The organism is Palleronia sediminis (genome assembly GCF_004358695.1).
GTDB classification, from domain to species: domain Bacteria; phylum Pseudomonadota; class Alphaproteobacteria; order Rhodobacterales; family Rhodobacteraceae; genus Palleronia; species Palleronia sediminis.
Genome location: NZ_SNAA01000028.1, coordinates 1 through 13,188, shown reverse-complemented (window position 1 = coordinate 13,188; position 13,188 = coordinate 1). Strand labels below are relative to the sequence as shown.

The window sequence follows — 13,188 nt, the reverse complement described above, 5'->3', positions numbered from 1 at the left end:
TCGGTAGGTTGAAAGACTGGCGTCGCATCGCCACCCGCTACGACAGATGCCCGAAGGTCTTCCTCTCCGCCATCGCCCTCGCCGCAACCGTCATGTTCTGGTTATGAATCCTGACCCTAAGGCTTCGTTGAGATAACTGTTCGAATGCAGGAGGCTTCGATGTTCACCTCGATCGCCATCAGCACGATGGCCCGCGATCTCGCGACCCACGCCGCCGCGCGGCAGGGTCTGGCCGCGCGCAACGTGGCCAATGCCGACACGCCGGGCTATCGCGCGACCGACCTGCCCGATTTCGCCACGACCCTGAACGGCACGGCCACGGCGCTGCGCGCGACGCGGCCGGGCCACCTGGGCGCGGGCACGGGGCCGCGCGGCGCAGATCCCGTCGACGCGGGGGCCGAGCCTTCGCCCTCGGGCAATACCGTCAGCCTCGAATCCGAGCTTTTGCGCAGCGCCGGCATCCGTCAGCAACACGAGATGGCGCTGGGCGTCTCTGGCACCGTTCGCGACATCCTGCGCGCCGCGCTCGGCCGCATCAGGTAAGGAACCGCCCCCATGTCCGACATTCTCGGCGCGATAAGCGTCTCATCCTCCGGCATGACTGCACAGGCCCAGCGCCTGCGCCATGTCTCGGAAAATATCGCCAATGCCGACACCCCCGGCTACCGGCGCAAATCCATCGCCTTTCACGAGGTGATGGAGGGTGGCGTGACACCGGGGCGGGTCCGGCTCGACCGCTCTCCGCTCGACCGGGTCTATGCGCCCGGCCATCCGCTGGCCGATGACAGCGGTCATTACGACGGATCGAATGTCGAGCTGATCCTCGAGATCGCGGATTCGCGCGAGGCGCAGCGCAGCTATGACGCCAACCTCAAGCTGTTCGACCAGGCCCGGCAGATGACCTCTCGGCTGCTGGAACTGCTTCGCCGCTGACCCCCACCCACAGGAGAAACCGATGGATATCACCTCTGCCCGCGCGGCCCAGCTCTTCGCCGCCGCCCGCCCCGCCACGGCGCCGTCGCCCGAGGCCGCGGCCGGAAAGGCCGGCGACAGTTTCGCCGCGCATCTCGCCAAGGCCGAAACGGTGGCGCGCGACGCGATGACGGGTGCGGCCGACCCGCATGCGCTGGTCTCGGCGCTGAGCCAGGCCAAGTTCGCCGTCGAGGCCGCCGTGACCGTCCGCGACAAGGTGGTCGAGGCCTACCAGGAAATCCTGCGGATGCCGGTCTGAGCGGTGGAGGAAGCGCTCCTTTACGACGTCATGCGCGAAGGGCTCTGGGTCGCGGTCCGCATCTCGGCCCCGATCCTTGCGGTCGCGCTGGTCGCGGGGCTCGTCGTCGGATTGTTCCAGGCCCTGACCTCGGTCCAGGAAATGACGCTGACCTTCGTGCCCAAGCTGCTCGCCATCCTCGCCGTCTTCTGGGTCACGATGAGCTTCATGACCGGGGCGCTCACCTCTTATTTCACGGCCACCATCGTGCCGATCATCATGGCCGGAGGCTAAGATGGACAATACCGGATATGTCGCGCTCACCCGCCAGTCGGGGCTGATGCGGGAAATGACCGTCATCGCGAACAATGTCGCGAACCTCGTAACGGCCGGCTACCGCAAGGAAGGCGTGACCTTTGCCGAGCATGTCGACCGGCTTGAGGGCGACGCCCCGTCGCTGTCGATGGCCGCGGGCGTGGCGCGGGTCCTGTCGCCACGGCAGGGCGCGCTCGAGCCGACGGGCGGGGCGTTCGACCTCGCCATCGAGGGCGACGGTTTCTTCCTGCTCGAAACCCCCGAGGGCGAGGCGCTGACCCGTGCGGGCGCCTTTACCCCCGGCCCCGGCGGAGAGCTGGTGAACCCCGACGGGCTGCGCCTGCTCGACGCGGGCGGCGCGCCGGTCTTCGTGCCGCCCGATGCGGGCAGCGTGTCGGTCGCGCGCGACGGCACCTTGTCCGTCGATGGCGTGCCGCAGGCGCAGATCGGCCTGTGGTCGCCGGCGCCGGGCGACCCGATGGACCGGCGCGCGGGCACCGTCTTTGCCCTGGCCGAGCCGCCCGTTCCGGTCGAGGCCCCGACGATCCTGCAACGCCATCTCGAGGCGTCGAACGTCGATTCCGTGGCCGAGATCACCCGGATGATCCAGGTCCAGCGCGCCTATGAGCTGGGCCAGAGCTTTCTCGACAAGGAGGACGCGCGGGTGCGCGCCGTTCTCGACACCATCGGACGATAGGAGCCTGACATGCGTGCCCTTTCCATTGCCGCCACCGGCATGAGCGCCCAGCAGACGCGGGTCGAGGTCGTGTCGCACAACCTCGCCAACATGAGCACCACGGGCTACAACGCCCGCCGCGCCGAGTTCGCCGACCTGCATTACCAGCAGGCGAGCCGGCCGGGCACGATCTCGTCCACCACCGGGACCGAGTTGCCGACCGGGGTGCAGCTCGGCCTCGGCGTGCGCCCCACCGCGGTCGGCATGATCGTGGCGCAGGGGTCGCTGGCCCAGACGGGCGGCGATCTGGACGTCGCCATCGAGGGCAACGGCTTTATCGAGGTCGAACTGCCCTCGGGGCAGGCGGGCTATACGCGCGACGGCGCGCTGAAACGGTCGGGCGAGGGGCAGATCGTCACGTCGGACGGCTACCCTGTGATGCCCGACATCACGATCCCGGACGATGTGCGCTCCATCGCCATTTCGCCCGAGGGCGAGGTGCAGGCCTTTTTTGCCGACCGTGTTGAGCCGCAGGTGCTGGGCCAGCTCACGCTCGTCGGGTTTTCCAACGTGAAGGGGCTCGAGGCCATCGGGTCGAACCTGTTCGTCGAGACCCCCGCCTCGGGCGCGGCACTGCCCGGCGATCCGGGCACCGACGGGCTGGGCACGTTCCGGCAGGGCTGGCTCGAAGGAAGCTCGGTCGACCCCGTCCGCGAGATCACCCGCCTGATCGAGGCGCAACGCGGCTACGAGCTGAATTCCAAGGTCATCACCGCGGCAGACCAGATGCTCGCCACGACGAGCCAGGTGCGCTGATGCGCGGTCTCTTGGCCCTTGCCCTGCTGCTGGCCACACCCGCCGCCGCCGATACGCTGGTCGCGGCCCGGACGATCCGGGCGCAAGCCCTTCTCGGCCCGGCCGACCTGGCGATCCTGCCCGGAGATCTCCCGGGCGCGCTGGCCCGGCCGTCCGAGGCCGTGGGCCTCGAGGCGCGGGTGACGCTATATGCCGGGCGCCCGATCCGGCCCGGCGATATCGGCCCGCCGGCCATCGTCGAGCGCAACCAGATCGTGACGATGATCTTCGAGGCGCCGGGGATGCGAATCGTCGCGGATGCCCGCGCGCTCGACCGGGCCGGGGTGGGCGACCGGGTGCGGGCGATGAACCTCGGCTCGCGCAGCACCGTGGTCGGCACCGTCACCGAGGCGGGCACCATCGTCGTCGGCGGGGGCGCGTCGTGAGGGGCGTGTTGCTGCTCGGCGCCGCGTTCCTGACCGCCTGCGCCCCGATGAAACAGATCGGACAGCCCCCCGCCATGAGCCTGCCGCTGGAAAGCGCCGAGATGGTCGCGATGAGCAGCCCCGGCCTGCCCCGCTCGCTCGACCCGAACCGGGCGGTGGACGGGGCATCGCTGTGGTCGGGCGGGCGTGGGTCGCTGTTGGGAAACCGCCGCGCCGAGACGCGCGGCGACATCCTGACCGTCGTGATCGAAATCGACGACCGGGCCGAGTTCCAGTCCTCGTCCGAACGCAGCCGGTCGGGCAGCGAAACCATGTCGATGGGCGGGCTTTTCGGCATCCCGCAACGGCTCGACCCGCTCTTGCCCGCGGGCGCGACCATGTCGGACGCGGTGGGCCTGAGCTCGGCCTCGACCGCGGCGGGCGACGGATCGGTGTCGCGCAACGAGCGGCTCGAGCTGCGCGTCGCGGCCACGGTGACGGACATGTTGCCCAACGGCTCGCTCGCCATCGAGGGCCGGCAGGAGCTGCGCGTGAATTACGAACTGCGCGAACTCGTCGTGTCGGGCTACGTCCGGCCCGAGGATATCTCGCGCCAGAACGAAGTCAGCTATGACAAGATCGCCGCCGCGCGGATCTCGTATGGCGGGCGCGGCCAGATCGACCGGATGCAGCAGCCGCGATACGGCCAGCGTCTCGTCGACGCCATTCTCCCCTTCTGAGGTTGCCACGATGATCGCCAAACTGCTTCCCGCCCTGCTCGTCCTTGCCGGTATCGGCGGCGGGGTCGGCGCCGGGTTCGCCCTGCGCCCCGCCCCCGCGCCGATGGCGGCCCTGCCGCCCTGCGGCGACGCACCCGCCGAACCGGCGGCGACCGACCTGCCCGCCGCGACCGCGCAGGCCGGTCCGGCCCCGGACGATTCCGGCGGCGACGCCCCGGACGAGGCCCCCGCGGGCGGCACGTTCCTCAAGTTCGACCGGCAGTTCGTCGTGCCCGTCCTGCAAGACGGGCGCATGGCCGCGATGGTGGTCATGGGTGTGACGCTCGAGCTTGACGAGGCCACGCGCGAAACCGCCAAGGAGCGCGAGCCGCGCCTGCGCGACCGGTTCCTGCGCACGATGCTGGATCACGCCAATAGCGGCGGGTTCGAGGGGGCGTTCACCTCGAACGGCGATCTCGGGCGGCTGCGGCGCGCCCTGCTCGAGGCCGGGCGCGACGAGGTCGGACCGGGAGTGAGCGAGGTGCTGATCCTCGATCTTGCCCGCCAGGACGTCTAGCGCGGCCCATTGCCGCCGCGCGGGGTTCGCGCACCCCGCGCGACCAGCGCGCCCGTCGCCTCGTGCCGGCCGAACGCCGTGCGGGCCTTGTTCAGCGCCAGCTCGTGATCGACCCGCAGCGCGGCGATCTGCGCCTGAAGCCGCGCGAGACGGCGGTCGCACCATGCGCCCCAGGCCAGATCGGCGCCCGCCAGCCGCGCGGGATCCAGCACGGTATCGCGGGCCCGCGCATCGCGCGCCGCGCGCAACTGCGCCGCATCGCGTTCCAGCGCGGCGACATGGCGCGCCACCGTCCGCAGCGCGGCCAGGTCGCGGTCGAGCAGGGCACCGGCGACGCGGTCGAGCTCGGCCAGGCGGCGCCGGTTCACGATGCCGCCCCCCGCCGCGCCGCGCGGATCGCCTCGGCAAAGCGGATCGCGACGGCGACCGCCGCGTAATGCACCGGTCGGATCTCTTCGCCGACGTCGACGATGGCGTGGATCGCGCGCGCGGTCGGCGGGTCGCTGTGGATGGGCACGCCCGCCTCGGTCGCCACCTCGCGGATACGGGCGGCGACATGGTCGACCCCCTTGGCCACCACCACCGGCGCGCCGCGCGCGCCCTGCGACCATTTGAGCGCGACGGCGAAGTGGGTCGGGTTCACCCCCACGACCGAGGCCTCGGGGACATCGGACAGCATCGTGTTGGTCGCGTATTCCATCGCGCGCTGGCGCCGCTGCTGCTTCATCATGGGGTCGCCCTCGCTGTCCTTCTGCTCGTCGGTCAGCTCTTTCCGGGTCATGCGGTTCTTGCGCAGATGCTCGGTGCGCTGCCACAGGTAGTCGACCGCCCCGATGACCAGCGCCACCGTCGCGACGAACAGCAGGAACTCGACCGCGAGGCGCAGAAGATGCCCGGTGGCGCCCGCCGGCGAGGCCGCCATGAGCGCGAGGATCCCCGGCATCCGGTCGCGCAGAAAGATGAACAGCACCGTGGAATAGATGACGAGCTTGACGGTGCTCTTTGCAAACTCGAACAGTCCGCCGCGGCCGAACTTGTTGCCCGCATTCGCCACGATCGAGATCCGGTTGAGCTTGGGCGCGAGCTTTTCGGTCGGAAAGATCAACGCCCCCTGCCCCGCGGCCAGCAAGAGCGCCCCGACGAACGGGGCGGCCATCCACGGCAGGATCGCCAGCGCGACGCCGCCCATCGGCGCACCGGCCGCGCCGCCGCCTTCGAGCCCGAGCCGCGCGTTCAGAAGGTCGGGCCGCTCGATGAAGGGGACGAGCCCGCGCGCCAGCTTCTCGAGGCTCCACCCCCCGAGGGCGAGCGCCATCAGCAGCAGCCCCGCATAGGCCCCGACCGTGACCAGATCGGCCGAGCGCGCGATCTCGCCGCGGCGGCGGGCATCGGCGAGCTTGCGGGGGGACGGCTCGTGCGGCTTTTCCGCGCCGCTGTCATCGCCGCTCATCCCGGTGCCGCCGGGTTGGCGAGGAACCCGTCAAGCGCCGCGAGCCAGAGCGACAACAGCAGCGGCGCGGTCACGGCAAACAGCACGAGCCCCCCCAGCGTGATCGCCGGCGCCCCGATGAAGGCCACCATGAGCTGCGGCATCGCCCGGTTGATGGCGCCAAGCGCGAGGTTGTAGACCAGCGACGTGACGACGAAGGGCGCGGCCAGCACGAAGGCCAGGCCGAAACTGTCGGCCACCCGCGCGATCCCCCATGGCGCGAGTTCCGATGCGAGCGGCATCCGGCCCGCAGGCAGGATCTCGTAAGATCGGAGGATGAACTCGACCACCTTGACGTGCAGACCCGCGGTCATGGCCAGGGCCAGCCCCCCCATGACAAGCACATGCCCCATCGCGGGTTGCGGATCGGCAGCCTGGGTCCCGAGGATCTGCGACAGCGACACGCTTTGCGCGGCCATGGTCGCGGCGATCTGGAGGACATGGACCAGGATGCGCAGCCCCGCCCCCATCGCGAGACCCGCCGCCGTCTCGGTCAGATACAGCGCGGCCCCCGGACCCGAGGGCGCGACGGGATAGAGGTTGGCCGCCGCGGGAGCCACGACCGCGGTCAGGGCAATCGCCAGCACCAGCCGCACGCGCACCGGGATGCTGCGTTCGCCAAAGCCCGGCAAGAGCGCCATCAGCGCGGCGACCCGCAGAAAGGTGCCGAGGACCCCCGCGCTTTGCGCCTCGACCAGGGCGATCAGGTCGGCGATGCCGGTCATGCCGCCACCGTCCCGACCAGCGCGGGCCGGATCGAGCGGTCGATCTCTTCGAAGCTCAGCACCGGCGTCGGAAGGTTCCGCGTCGACAGGACCAGCGACAGGAACCTCCGTCGCGGGGACGAGGTGACGAGCGCCGCGTCGATCCCGCGCGCCGCCGTTTCCCCCACGGCCGAGGCCGCGGCCTCGGCCAGCCGGTTGAAGGCGTCGGGCGGCAGAGCGACGACCGGGTCACCACGGTCGCCCGCCATCTCGTGGGCCTGGAACGCGGCCTCCCATTCGGGGTCGAGCTGGATCAGCGGCAGGGTGCCGTCCTCGCGCACCAGCGGCATCACCAGTTGCAAGCCCAGCCGCCGCCGCACGGCCTCGCAAATCGCCTCGGGCGAGGCCGTGGCGCCGCGGGTATGGGCGATCGTCTCGAGGATGAGTGGCAGGTTGCGGATCGAAACGCGTTCCTCGAGCAAGAGCTGCAACACCTGGAGGAGCAGTTCCTTCGGAACCCTGTCGGGAATGAGCTCGTCGACGAGGCGCCTGTTCGCCTCGGCGCGGGCCGGATCGCTGGGCTGGGTAAAGGCGTCGATCAGCCGCCGCAGCGCCTTGAGCGTCATCAGCCGGGGGAAATCGCGCTTTACGGTTTCGAGCAGGTGGGTGGCCAGAACCTCGGCCGGGACGACGGTGGTGGCCCCGCCCAGCGCGGCCTCGTCCTGTCGGGCGGGGTCGATCCAGCGCGCGGGCGCGCGATAGACCGGCTCCTCCACATCGCGGCCGGGGGGCAGCGCGGCCGGATCGGCGACCCCCACGGCAAGAACCTGCCCCGGCGCGAGGCTGTCGCGCGCCCGTTCGACCCCGTGGATGCGGATGACATAGGTGCCCGGTTTCAATGACGGATCGTCGGTCAGCCGGATCTCGGGGAGGATCAGCCCATAGCTCGACGCGACGTGATTGCGCATCGTCGCGATCCGCCCGTCGAGCCCGGTCGAGGGGTCGAGCACCATCGACACGAGATCGGGCGCAAACTCGATATGGATATCGTCGAGATCGAGCACGTCGCCCATCGTCCGCGCGGGGCGGGCGGGCTCGGCCTCGGACGGTCCGTCGGGGGCCGCGGCGCGTGCACGTTGCGCCGCCCGCGCCGCCAGCAGGCCAAGCGCGACGGCACCGGCCATGAAGGGCAGGAACGGCAGGCCCGGAACCAGTGCGAACAGCGCCATCAGAAAGGCCACCGTGCCCAGGGCCGCCGACCGGCCGCCAAGCTGGTCGAACAGCGCGAGATCGGTCGGTCCGTCATCGCCCCCGCGCGCGAGCAAGAGCCCCGATGCGATCGAGATCACCACCGCCGGGATCTGCGTCACCAGCCCGTCGCCGACCGTGAGGATGGCATAGGTCTCGAACGCGGCGCCAAGAGGCATCCCATGCACCATCGCGCCCGCCACCAGCCCGACCACGAGGTTCAGCAGCGTGATGAGAAGCCCCGCCACCGCATCGCCCTTGACGAACTTGGACGCGCCGTCGAGCGAGCCGAAAAAGGTGGTCTCCTGCTGATCGCGCTCGCGACGGCGCTTGGCCTCGGCGTGGTCGATGGCGCCCGCGTTCATGTCGGCGTCGATGGCAAGCTGCTTGCCCGGCATCCCGTCCAGCGCGAACCGCGCGCCGACCTCGGCCATGCGCGAGGCACCTTTCGTGATGACGATGAAGTTCACGATGAGCAGCACGCCGAAGATCACCAGCCCCAGCAACACGCTGCCGCCCATGATGAAGCTAGCGAACCCCTCGATCACGTCGCCGGCCGCGCCCGTGCCGGTATGCCCCTCGCCGATGATCAGCTTGGTCGACGAGATGTTGAGCGAAAGCCGCAGCATCAGCGCGGCAAGCAGCACGGTGGGAAAGGCCGAGAACTGCAACGGATGCTCGATGAACAGCGTGGTGGTAAAGATGAGGATCGCCAGCGCAAAGGACACCGCGAGCCCGACATCCAGCACCCATGCGGGCACCGGCAGGATCATCATCACGACGATCCCCATCAACGCCAGCGACAGCAGGACGGTGGGCTGCAAAAAGGGTATGGTCCTGGCGGTCATCGCGCGGTCTCCAGCAGTGGGCGGGGGGCGGCGCTGACCGGGACGAGCGATCCCAGCCCCGCCGAGGCCCCCGCGCGCATGAGCGGCCAGCCGTTCTCACGGGGCGGGCGCACCGGGATCAGGCGCGCTACGGTTGCGGATCGGGGCAGGCGCGGCGGACCGACATCGGCCAGGACCATCTCGCGATGCTGGGCGAACTTGCGGCGGTAGCGCGCGGCGTGGATCTCAGTGCGCGAGTGAAAGGCGCCGGCCGCGCGCGTCCAGTCCCCCGTTTCCGCATGCAGCCGTCCGAGAAACGCGGCGGCGTAGCGCGCGTTCTCGACGGGGTCGAACATGGCATCGGGCGTCGCAAAGGCCTCGCCATGCCAGCGCAGGTTTATCTGGAAACACCCGATATCGATACTGTCGATCCCCTGCGCGCGGCGTTTCGCGACAAAGGCCTCGGCCTCGTGCCGGGTGGCGAACCAGCGCCCCTCGCCGGCCGCGTTGACGGTCCAGGGCCAGGGCGCGAACCGCCCCTCGTGGCGCCGTCCGGTTTCGGTGAGCGTGATCGCCAACAGCACATCGACCGGCACCCCGCTCTCGGACGCGGCGCGTCGCGCGGCCTCATGGCAGATATCGGCGCGGGCAGCACCGGCCGAGAGCGCCACGATCACGGCAAGGGAGAGGCGCAGCATCATCGGTCGTCTCCCAACAGTTCCGACAGCTCGGCCCGCAGCGCGGCGCTTTCCTCGATAAGGCTCTTGCCGCGCGCGCGGCTTGAAGGGTCGGGGCGCGCGGGGGGGAAAGCGGCGGGGGCGGTCTGCCGGATCTGAACGGGGCGGTCGAGCAGATCGGTCACCGACAGATCTGCGCCCGCGTCGCGGATCAGCTCCGCCGCCTCTGGATCGCCGCGGGCCTCGGCGAGGCGAGCTGCGCTGGCGCGTTCGGATGCGCTCAGCCGGTCCGAGCGGGAGATCCAGCCCCGCGCCATGCCCTGCATCCCCGCATCGACCAGCCGTCCGAGCACGGCCTGGCGCGCCGCCCCCTCGGGCGGGCGCCAATCGCCGATATCGCGAACGCCGCGCAGGAATGCCGCATCGTCGTCGAGCCCGGCAAGACGGTCGAGAATTGCCTGCGCCAGCCGATCCTTCTGGCCGGGATCCAGTCGGGTGGCGGCCGTCAGGTCACGCGCCGCGCGGCCCAGCTCGTTGCGGGCGATCCGTCCGCGCAGGATGGCGGCCGCGAGCTGCCCGGAATCGGCCGCGCTCAGTTCACGCAGCATCGCCTCGGCCTGGTCGAGCAGGTCGGCGGGCACCCCTTCGGGCAGACCGATCCGGTAGTCGATCAGGGCGACCATCGCGGCACCCGCATCGGGGCGCCGCCCCTCGATCACCGCGCGCAGCACCGGCTCGGCCGCCGCGTCCTGCCCCGCGTCGTCGAGGCGCAGATCGAGCAGCCCGTCCTCTGCCACCGTGCCGCCCCCATAGACCGCGCGCAAAAGACGCGCTGCCTCGTCGCGGCCGAGATCGAGAAAGGCACCCGCCAGCCGCGGGCCGAGCAGCGCTTGCAGACCGGGGGGCCACGTCTCGAACTCGGCCAGCGCCGCCTCGGTCGAGGCCGGAAGGCGCGGCGGATCGGACAGCATCGCCATGAGGTCGAAGCCCCCGTTGCACGTCGCCGCCGCCGTGATACGCGGGCCGGCCGGCGCCCCGTCCACGAGGCGCGCGATCTCGATCAGGATCGGCGCGATGCGTACCCCCGACGGCGCGGAAAGGGCGAGGGCGCGCGCCTCGGCACCCAGCCCGGCCTGGATCAGGCGCCGGATCTCGGCGTTCAGGCGAACCGGGTCGACACGGCCCACCGCATCGACATATCCCGCCCCGTCGGACGGCTCGGCCCATTCCGAGATCGGCGGCATGTCCAGCGCCTCGCACCCCGCCACCGGGACCGCCGGGGCGTTCGGGTCGTCGAGGCGACGCATGGCACTGTCGACGACCATATGCGCGGGCGGCTGCACCGCATCGCCGGTGCGGGGGGCATCGGTCCCGACCGCCGGATCGGGGTCCGGGGGCGACAAACTCTCGGCCCCCGGCATGGTGCGCAGGGTTCCCGCGGCGATCCCGGCGGTGAGATCCTGCAATAGCGCGGCCCGGAAACGCGCGACATCCGCGTCGCGCGCGGGGTCGTCCAGCGCCCCTTGCAGCGGTCCCGGCACGGCCAAAAGCGGCGCGCCAGCGCGCGAGGCCTGGGCCGGAGGGGCGGCACGTTCGGGCCCGTCGACGAGGTCGATCACCAGCCCGCCATTCGCAAGCTCGATCGTTCGGGCGGAACAATCGCAGCCCAGTTCGATCCGGAGCACGCCCGGCTCGGGCGTCGAGATCGCGCGCATCCGGTCCCGCCCGATCCGGCGATAGGCGTCGGACAGGTCGAACCGCGCCGCGCCGTCGGTCTGGAGGCGAAGCCCGCCCTCGACCTCGCGCAGCCGCCATTCGGGGCGGTCCGCGAAATCGACCACGACGCGTGTGAACCCGTCGTGCTCGGCCGTCCGAACGAGCACGGATTGCGCCAGGGCGAGACCGGGCAGCAGGCCGAGCAGCAGGGCAAGGAGGAATCTCATGCCGCGCGCGCCTCTTTCAGCGCATCCTCGAGGTCGCGAAAGCTGGGGCGGCAATGGCCGGGCGTGTTCTGGCGCCCGACCTCGATGCAGATGTTGGGGCTGTGCTGATGCAGGTTCGCGACCAGAACCTCGCGGATCAGGTTGTGAAACTGCGCGTCCTCTTCGACCACGGATTTGAGCTTGGCGGCGATCGGCCCGACAAAGCCATAGGCAAGGAACACGCCCAGGAACGTGCCGACCAGCGCGCCGCCGATCAGCTTGCCCAGGACCTCGGGGGGCTGGTCGATCGAGGCCATCGTCTTGATGACCCCCAGGACCGCGGCGACGATCCCCAGGGCGGGCAGGCCGTCGGCCATGCTTTGCAGCGCATGTGCGGGGTGCAGCGCGTGATGAAGGTTCGCCTCCATCCGGTTTTCCAGCACCAGCTCGACCTGGTGGGGGTCGTCGTAGTTCATGGCGGCCGACCGCAGCGTGTCGGCGATCAGTTCGACCGTCTCGCGATCCGCGGCGATCTTGGGATAGCGGGCGAATATGCTGCTCTCGGCGGGATCTTCGACATGCCCCTCGAGCGCGAGCGGATCGGTCTTGGCCAGGCGGATCAGCTCGAATAGCAGGCACAGCAGGTCGCGGTAATCCGCGCTTTTCCATTTCGGCCCCTTGAAGACGCGGCCCAGCCCGCGGCCCGTCGCCTTGACCGTGCTGCCGTCGTTCGACAGCAGGAACGCGCCGACGGCGGCCCCGAGGATCATGGTCATCTCGAAGGGCAGCGATTTGAGGATGATCCCCATCTTGCCCCCGGCGGCCAGGTAGCCGCCGAAAACCATGACGAAGACGACGATGATACCGATGATGCCGATCACGGCGATCCTCCTTGGACGGTTTGGCGCGGCGGTTCAGTCGGGCGCGGGGGTCGCGGGCGGAATGTCGGCATGGCGCCCCGCCAGCATCACCGACACGGCATAGGCGCCTTCGGGCGGCATGGCGGCGAGGATGGCGGCAGCGAGTTCGGGGCGCATGAGGCCGAGGAACCCCGCGGCAAAGGCGGGCGGCATCTGTTTGAACAGGGTCGCGGCCTCGGCCGGTTTCATCGCCTCGTAAACCGCGGCGAGCCGGGCCAGATCGGCCTCCGCGGCCTCGTCGGCCATCTGCAAGAGCGCGCGCAGATCGTCCTCGGCCGCCTTGATCTCGTCGAGCTGGGCGCGCAACGCCTCTTCTCCGCGGGCGAGGCGTCGTTCGCGCTCGGCCAGGGCGGCCTCACGCTCGGTCATGCGGTCGGCACGCGCGGCCAGGTCGGTCAGCAGCGTATCCACGTCGTCCGACGGCGCCGGATCGGGCGTGGCGGCGATGGCCGCGCCCGCGATCGCCGGGCCGAAACCGGGCAGGTCGGGGGCGACCGCCGTCGCGCGCAACAGCGCCGAACACATCAGCAATGCGGCGAGCGCGGGCAAGGCGCCAAGCCCCATGGCCCCCGGAGTTCGACAGTTAATCCGATAAGCGATTGATATTGTTGACGCGGGTCAAGCGTTTTTGTGACGACATCGAGCGTCAGGCGGGTTTCGGGAGGTTCAATGCATCGAAGAGGT

Annotated in this window: 17 protein-coding genes and 1 pseudogene; 10 read left to right on the top strand and 8 right to left on the bottom strand. The window is 70.5% G+C overall.

What is annotated here, in order from left to right; genetic code table 11:
- The 10 genes and pseudogenes from E2L08_RS16225 to E2L08_RS16180 form a co-directional block, all read left to right on the top strand.
- Positions 1-107, top strand: a pseudogene (locus E2L08_RS16225) (IS5/IS1182 family transposase); the annotation flags it as partial.
- 52 nt (positions 108-159) lie between these two features.
- A complete protein-coding gene (locus tag E2L08_RS16220; protein ID WP_133398140.1) occupies positions 160-543 on the top strand; it encodes a FlgB family protein in 384 nt (127 codons plus the stop codon).
- A gap of 12 nt (positions 544-555) precedes the next feature.
- Positions 556-933: a flagellar basal body rod protein FlgC gene (gene flgC, locus E2L08_RS16215; RefSeq protein ID WP_133398139.1), complete on the top strand. Its 378-nt coding sequence runs from the start codon at positions 556-558 to the stop codon at positions 931-933.
- Between the two features lie 22 nt (positions 934-955).
- Positions 956-1,231 carry a flagellar hook-basal body complex protein FliE gene (gene fliE / locus E2L08_RS16210; protein WP_133398138.1) on the top strand — a complete coding sequence of 92 codons (276 nt, stop codon included), beginning with the start codon at positions 956-958 and terminating at the stop codon, positions 1,229-1,231.
- Between the two features lie 3 nt (positions 1,232-1,234).
- On the top strand, positions 1,235-1,504 hold the full coding sequence (locus tag E2L08_RS16205) for a flagellar biosynthetic protein FliQ (protein WP_206077032.1): 270 nt from the start codon (positions 1,235-1,237) through the stop codon (positions 1,502-1,504).
- A gap of 1 nt (position 1,505) precedes the next feature.
- A complete protein-coding gene (locus E2L08_RS16200; RefSeq protein WP_133398137.1) occupies positions 1,506-2,222 on the top strand; it encodes a flagellar hook-basal body complex protein in 717 nt (238 codons plus the stop codon).
- Positions 2,223-2,231: 9 nt separating this feature from the next.
- Entirely contained in the window at positions 2,232-3,017 is a 786-nt protein-coding gene (gene flgG, locus E2L08_RS16195; RefSeq protein WP_133398136.1) for a flagellar basal-body rod protein FlgG, read from the top strand.
- Positions 3,017-3,442, top strand: coding sequence for a flagellar basal body P-ring formation chaperone FlgA (gene flgA, locus E2L08_RS16190; protein ID WP_133398135.1), 426 nt, complete (start codon positions 3,017-3,019; stop codon positions 3,440-3,442). Before flgG ends, flgA begins: the two co-directional genes overlap by 1 nt.
- Positions 3,439-4,161, top strand: coding sequence for a flagellar basal body L-ring protein FlgH (gene flgH, locus E2L08_RS16185; protein WP_276321539.1), 723 nt, complete (start codon positions 3,439-3,441; stop codon positions 4,159-4,161). Before flgA ends, flgH begins: the two co-directional genes overlap by 4 nt.
- A 10-nt stretch (positions 4,162-4,171) precedes the next feature.
- Positions 4,172-4,717, top strand: coding sequence for a flagellar basal body-associated FliL family protein (locus E2L08_RS16180; RefSeq protein WP_133398134.1), 546 nt, complete (start codon positions 4,172-4,174; stop codon positions 4,715-4,717).
- On the opposite strand, the gene E2L08_RS16175 is transcribed toward E2L08_RS16180, so the two are convergent.
- The 8 genes from E2L08_RS16175 to E2L08_RS16140 are packed head-to-tail and all read right to left on the bottom strand — an operon-like array spanning position 4,714 to position 13,053.
- On the bottom strand, positions 4,714-5,085 hold the full coding sequence (locus E2L08_RS16175) for a hypothetical protein (RefSeq protein WP_133398133.1): 372 nt from the start codon (positions 5,083-5,085) through the stop codon (positions 4,714-4,716). The two genes, E2L08_RS16180 and E2L08_RS16175, sit on opposite strands and share 4 nt — an antisense overlap.
- Positions 5,082-6,167, bottom strand: a complete 1,086-nt coding sequence (flhB, locus tag E2L08_RS16170) for a flagellar type III secretion system protein FlhB (protein ID WP_133398132.1) — start codon at positions 6,165-6,167, stop codon at positions 5,082-5,084. The genes E2L08_RS16175 and flhB overlap by 4 nt, the downstream gene beginning before the upstream one ends.
- Positions 6,164-6,931, bottom strand: a complete 768-nt coding sequence (locus E2L08_RS16165; protein WP_133398131.1) for a flagellar biosynthetic protein FliR — start codon at positions 6,929-6,931, stop codon at positions 6,164-6,166. The genes flhB and E2L08_RS16165 overlap by 4 nt, the downstream gene beginning before the upstream one ends.
- Positions 6,928-9,006, bottom strand: a complete 2,079-nt coding sequence (flhA, locus tag E2L08_RS16160) for a flagellar biosynthesis protein FlhA (RefSeq protein ID WP_133398130.1) — start codon at positions 9,004-9,006, stop codon at positions 6,928-6,930. Before flhA ends, E2L08_RS16165 begins: the two co-directional genes overlap by 4 nt.
- Positions 9,003-9,686: a lysozyme family protein gene (locus tag E2L08_RS16155; protein WP_133398129.1), complete on the bottom strand. Its 684-nt coding sequence runs from the start codon at positions 9,684-9,686 to the stop codon at positions 9,003-9,005. Before E2L08_RS16155 ends, flhA begins: the two co-directional genes overlap by 4 nt.
- Positions 9,683-11,605: a hypothetical protein gene (locus E2L08_RS16150; protein WP_133398128.1), complete on the bottom strand. Its 1,923-nt coding sequence runs from the start codon at positions 11,603-11,605 to the stop codon at positions 9,683-9,685. Before E2L08_RS16150 ends, E2L08_RS16155 begins: the two co-directional genes overlap by 4 nt.
- Positions 11,602-12,465 carry a flagellar motor stator protein MotA gene (gene motA / locus E2L08_RS16145; protein WP_133398127.1) on the bottom strand — a complete coding sequence of 288 codons (864 nt, stop codon included), beginning with the start codon at positions 12,463-12,465 and terminating at the stop codon, positions 11,602-11,604. Before motA ends, E2L08_RS16150 begins: the two co-directional genes overlap by 4 nt.
- Positions 12,466-12,498: 33 nt before the next feature.
- A complete protein-coding gene (locus tag E2L08_RS16140) occupies positions 12,499-13,053 on the bottom strand; it encodes a MotE family protein (RefSeq protein WP_240758277.1) in 555 nt (184 codons plus the stop codon).
- Positions 13,054-13,188 lie beyond the last annotated feature (135 nt).

Coding starts and splice junctions, on each gene's coding strand:
- E2L08_RS16165 (WP_133398131.1), bottom strand. CDS start 6,931: ATGACCGGCATCGCCGACCTGATCGCCCTGGTCGAGGCGCAAAGCGCG.
- fliE (WP_133398138.1), top strand. CDS start 956: ATGGATATCACCTCTGCCCGCGCGGCCCAGCTCTTCGCCGCCGCCCGC.
- E2L08_RS16180 (WP_133398134.1), top strand. CDS start 4,172: ATGATCGCCAAACTGCTTCCCGCCCTGCTCGTCCTTGCCGGTATCGGC.
- E2L08_RS16220 (WP_133398140.1), top strand. CDS start 160: ATGTTCACCTCGATCGCCATCAGCACGATGGCCCGCGATCTCGCGACC.
- flgC (WP_133398139.1), top strand. CDS start 556: ATGTCCGACATTCTCGGCGCGATAAGCGTCTCATCCTCCGGCATGACT.
- flgA (WP_133398135.1), top strand. CDS start 3,017: ATGCGCGGTCTCTTGGCCCTTGCCCTGCTGCTGGCCACACCCGCCGCC.
- E2L08_RS16200 (WP_133398137.1), top strand. CDS start 1,506: ATGGACAATACCGGATATGTCGCGCTCACCCGCCAGTCGGGGCTGATG.
- flhB (WP_133398132.1), bottom strand. CDS start 6,167: ATGAGCGGCGATGACAGCGGCGCGGAAAAGCCGCACGAGCCGTCCCCC.
- flhA (WP_133398130.1), bottom strand. CDS start 9,006: ATGACCGCCAGGACCATACCCTTTTTGCAGCCCACCGTCCTGCTGTCG.
- E2L08_RS16150 (WP_133398128.1), bottom strand. CDS start 11,605: ATGAGATTCCTCCTTGCCCTGCTGCTCGGCCTGCTGCCCGGTCTCGCC.
- flgG (WP_133398136.1), top strand. CDS start 2,232: ATGCGTGCCCTTTCCATTGCCGCCACCGGCATGAGCGCCCAGCAGACG.
- E2L08_RS16155 (WP_133398129.1), bottom strand. CDS start 9,686: ATGATGCTGCGCCTCTCCCTTGCCGTGATCGTGGCGCTCTCGGCCGGT.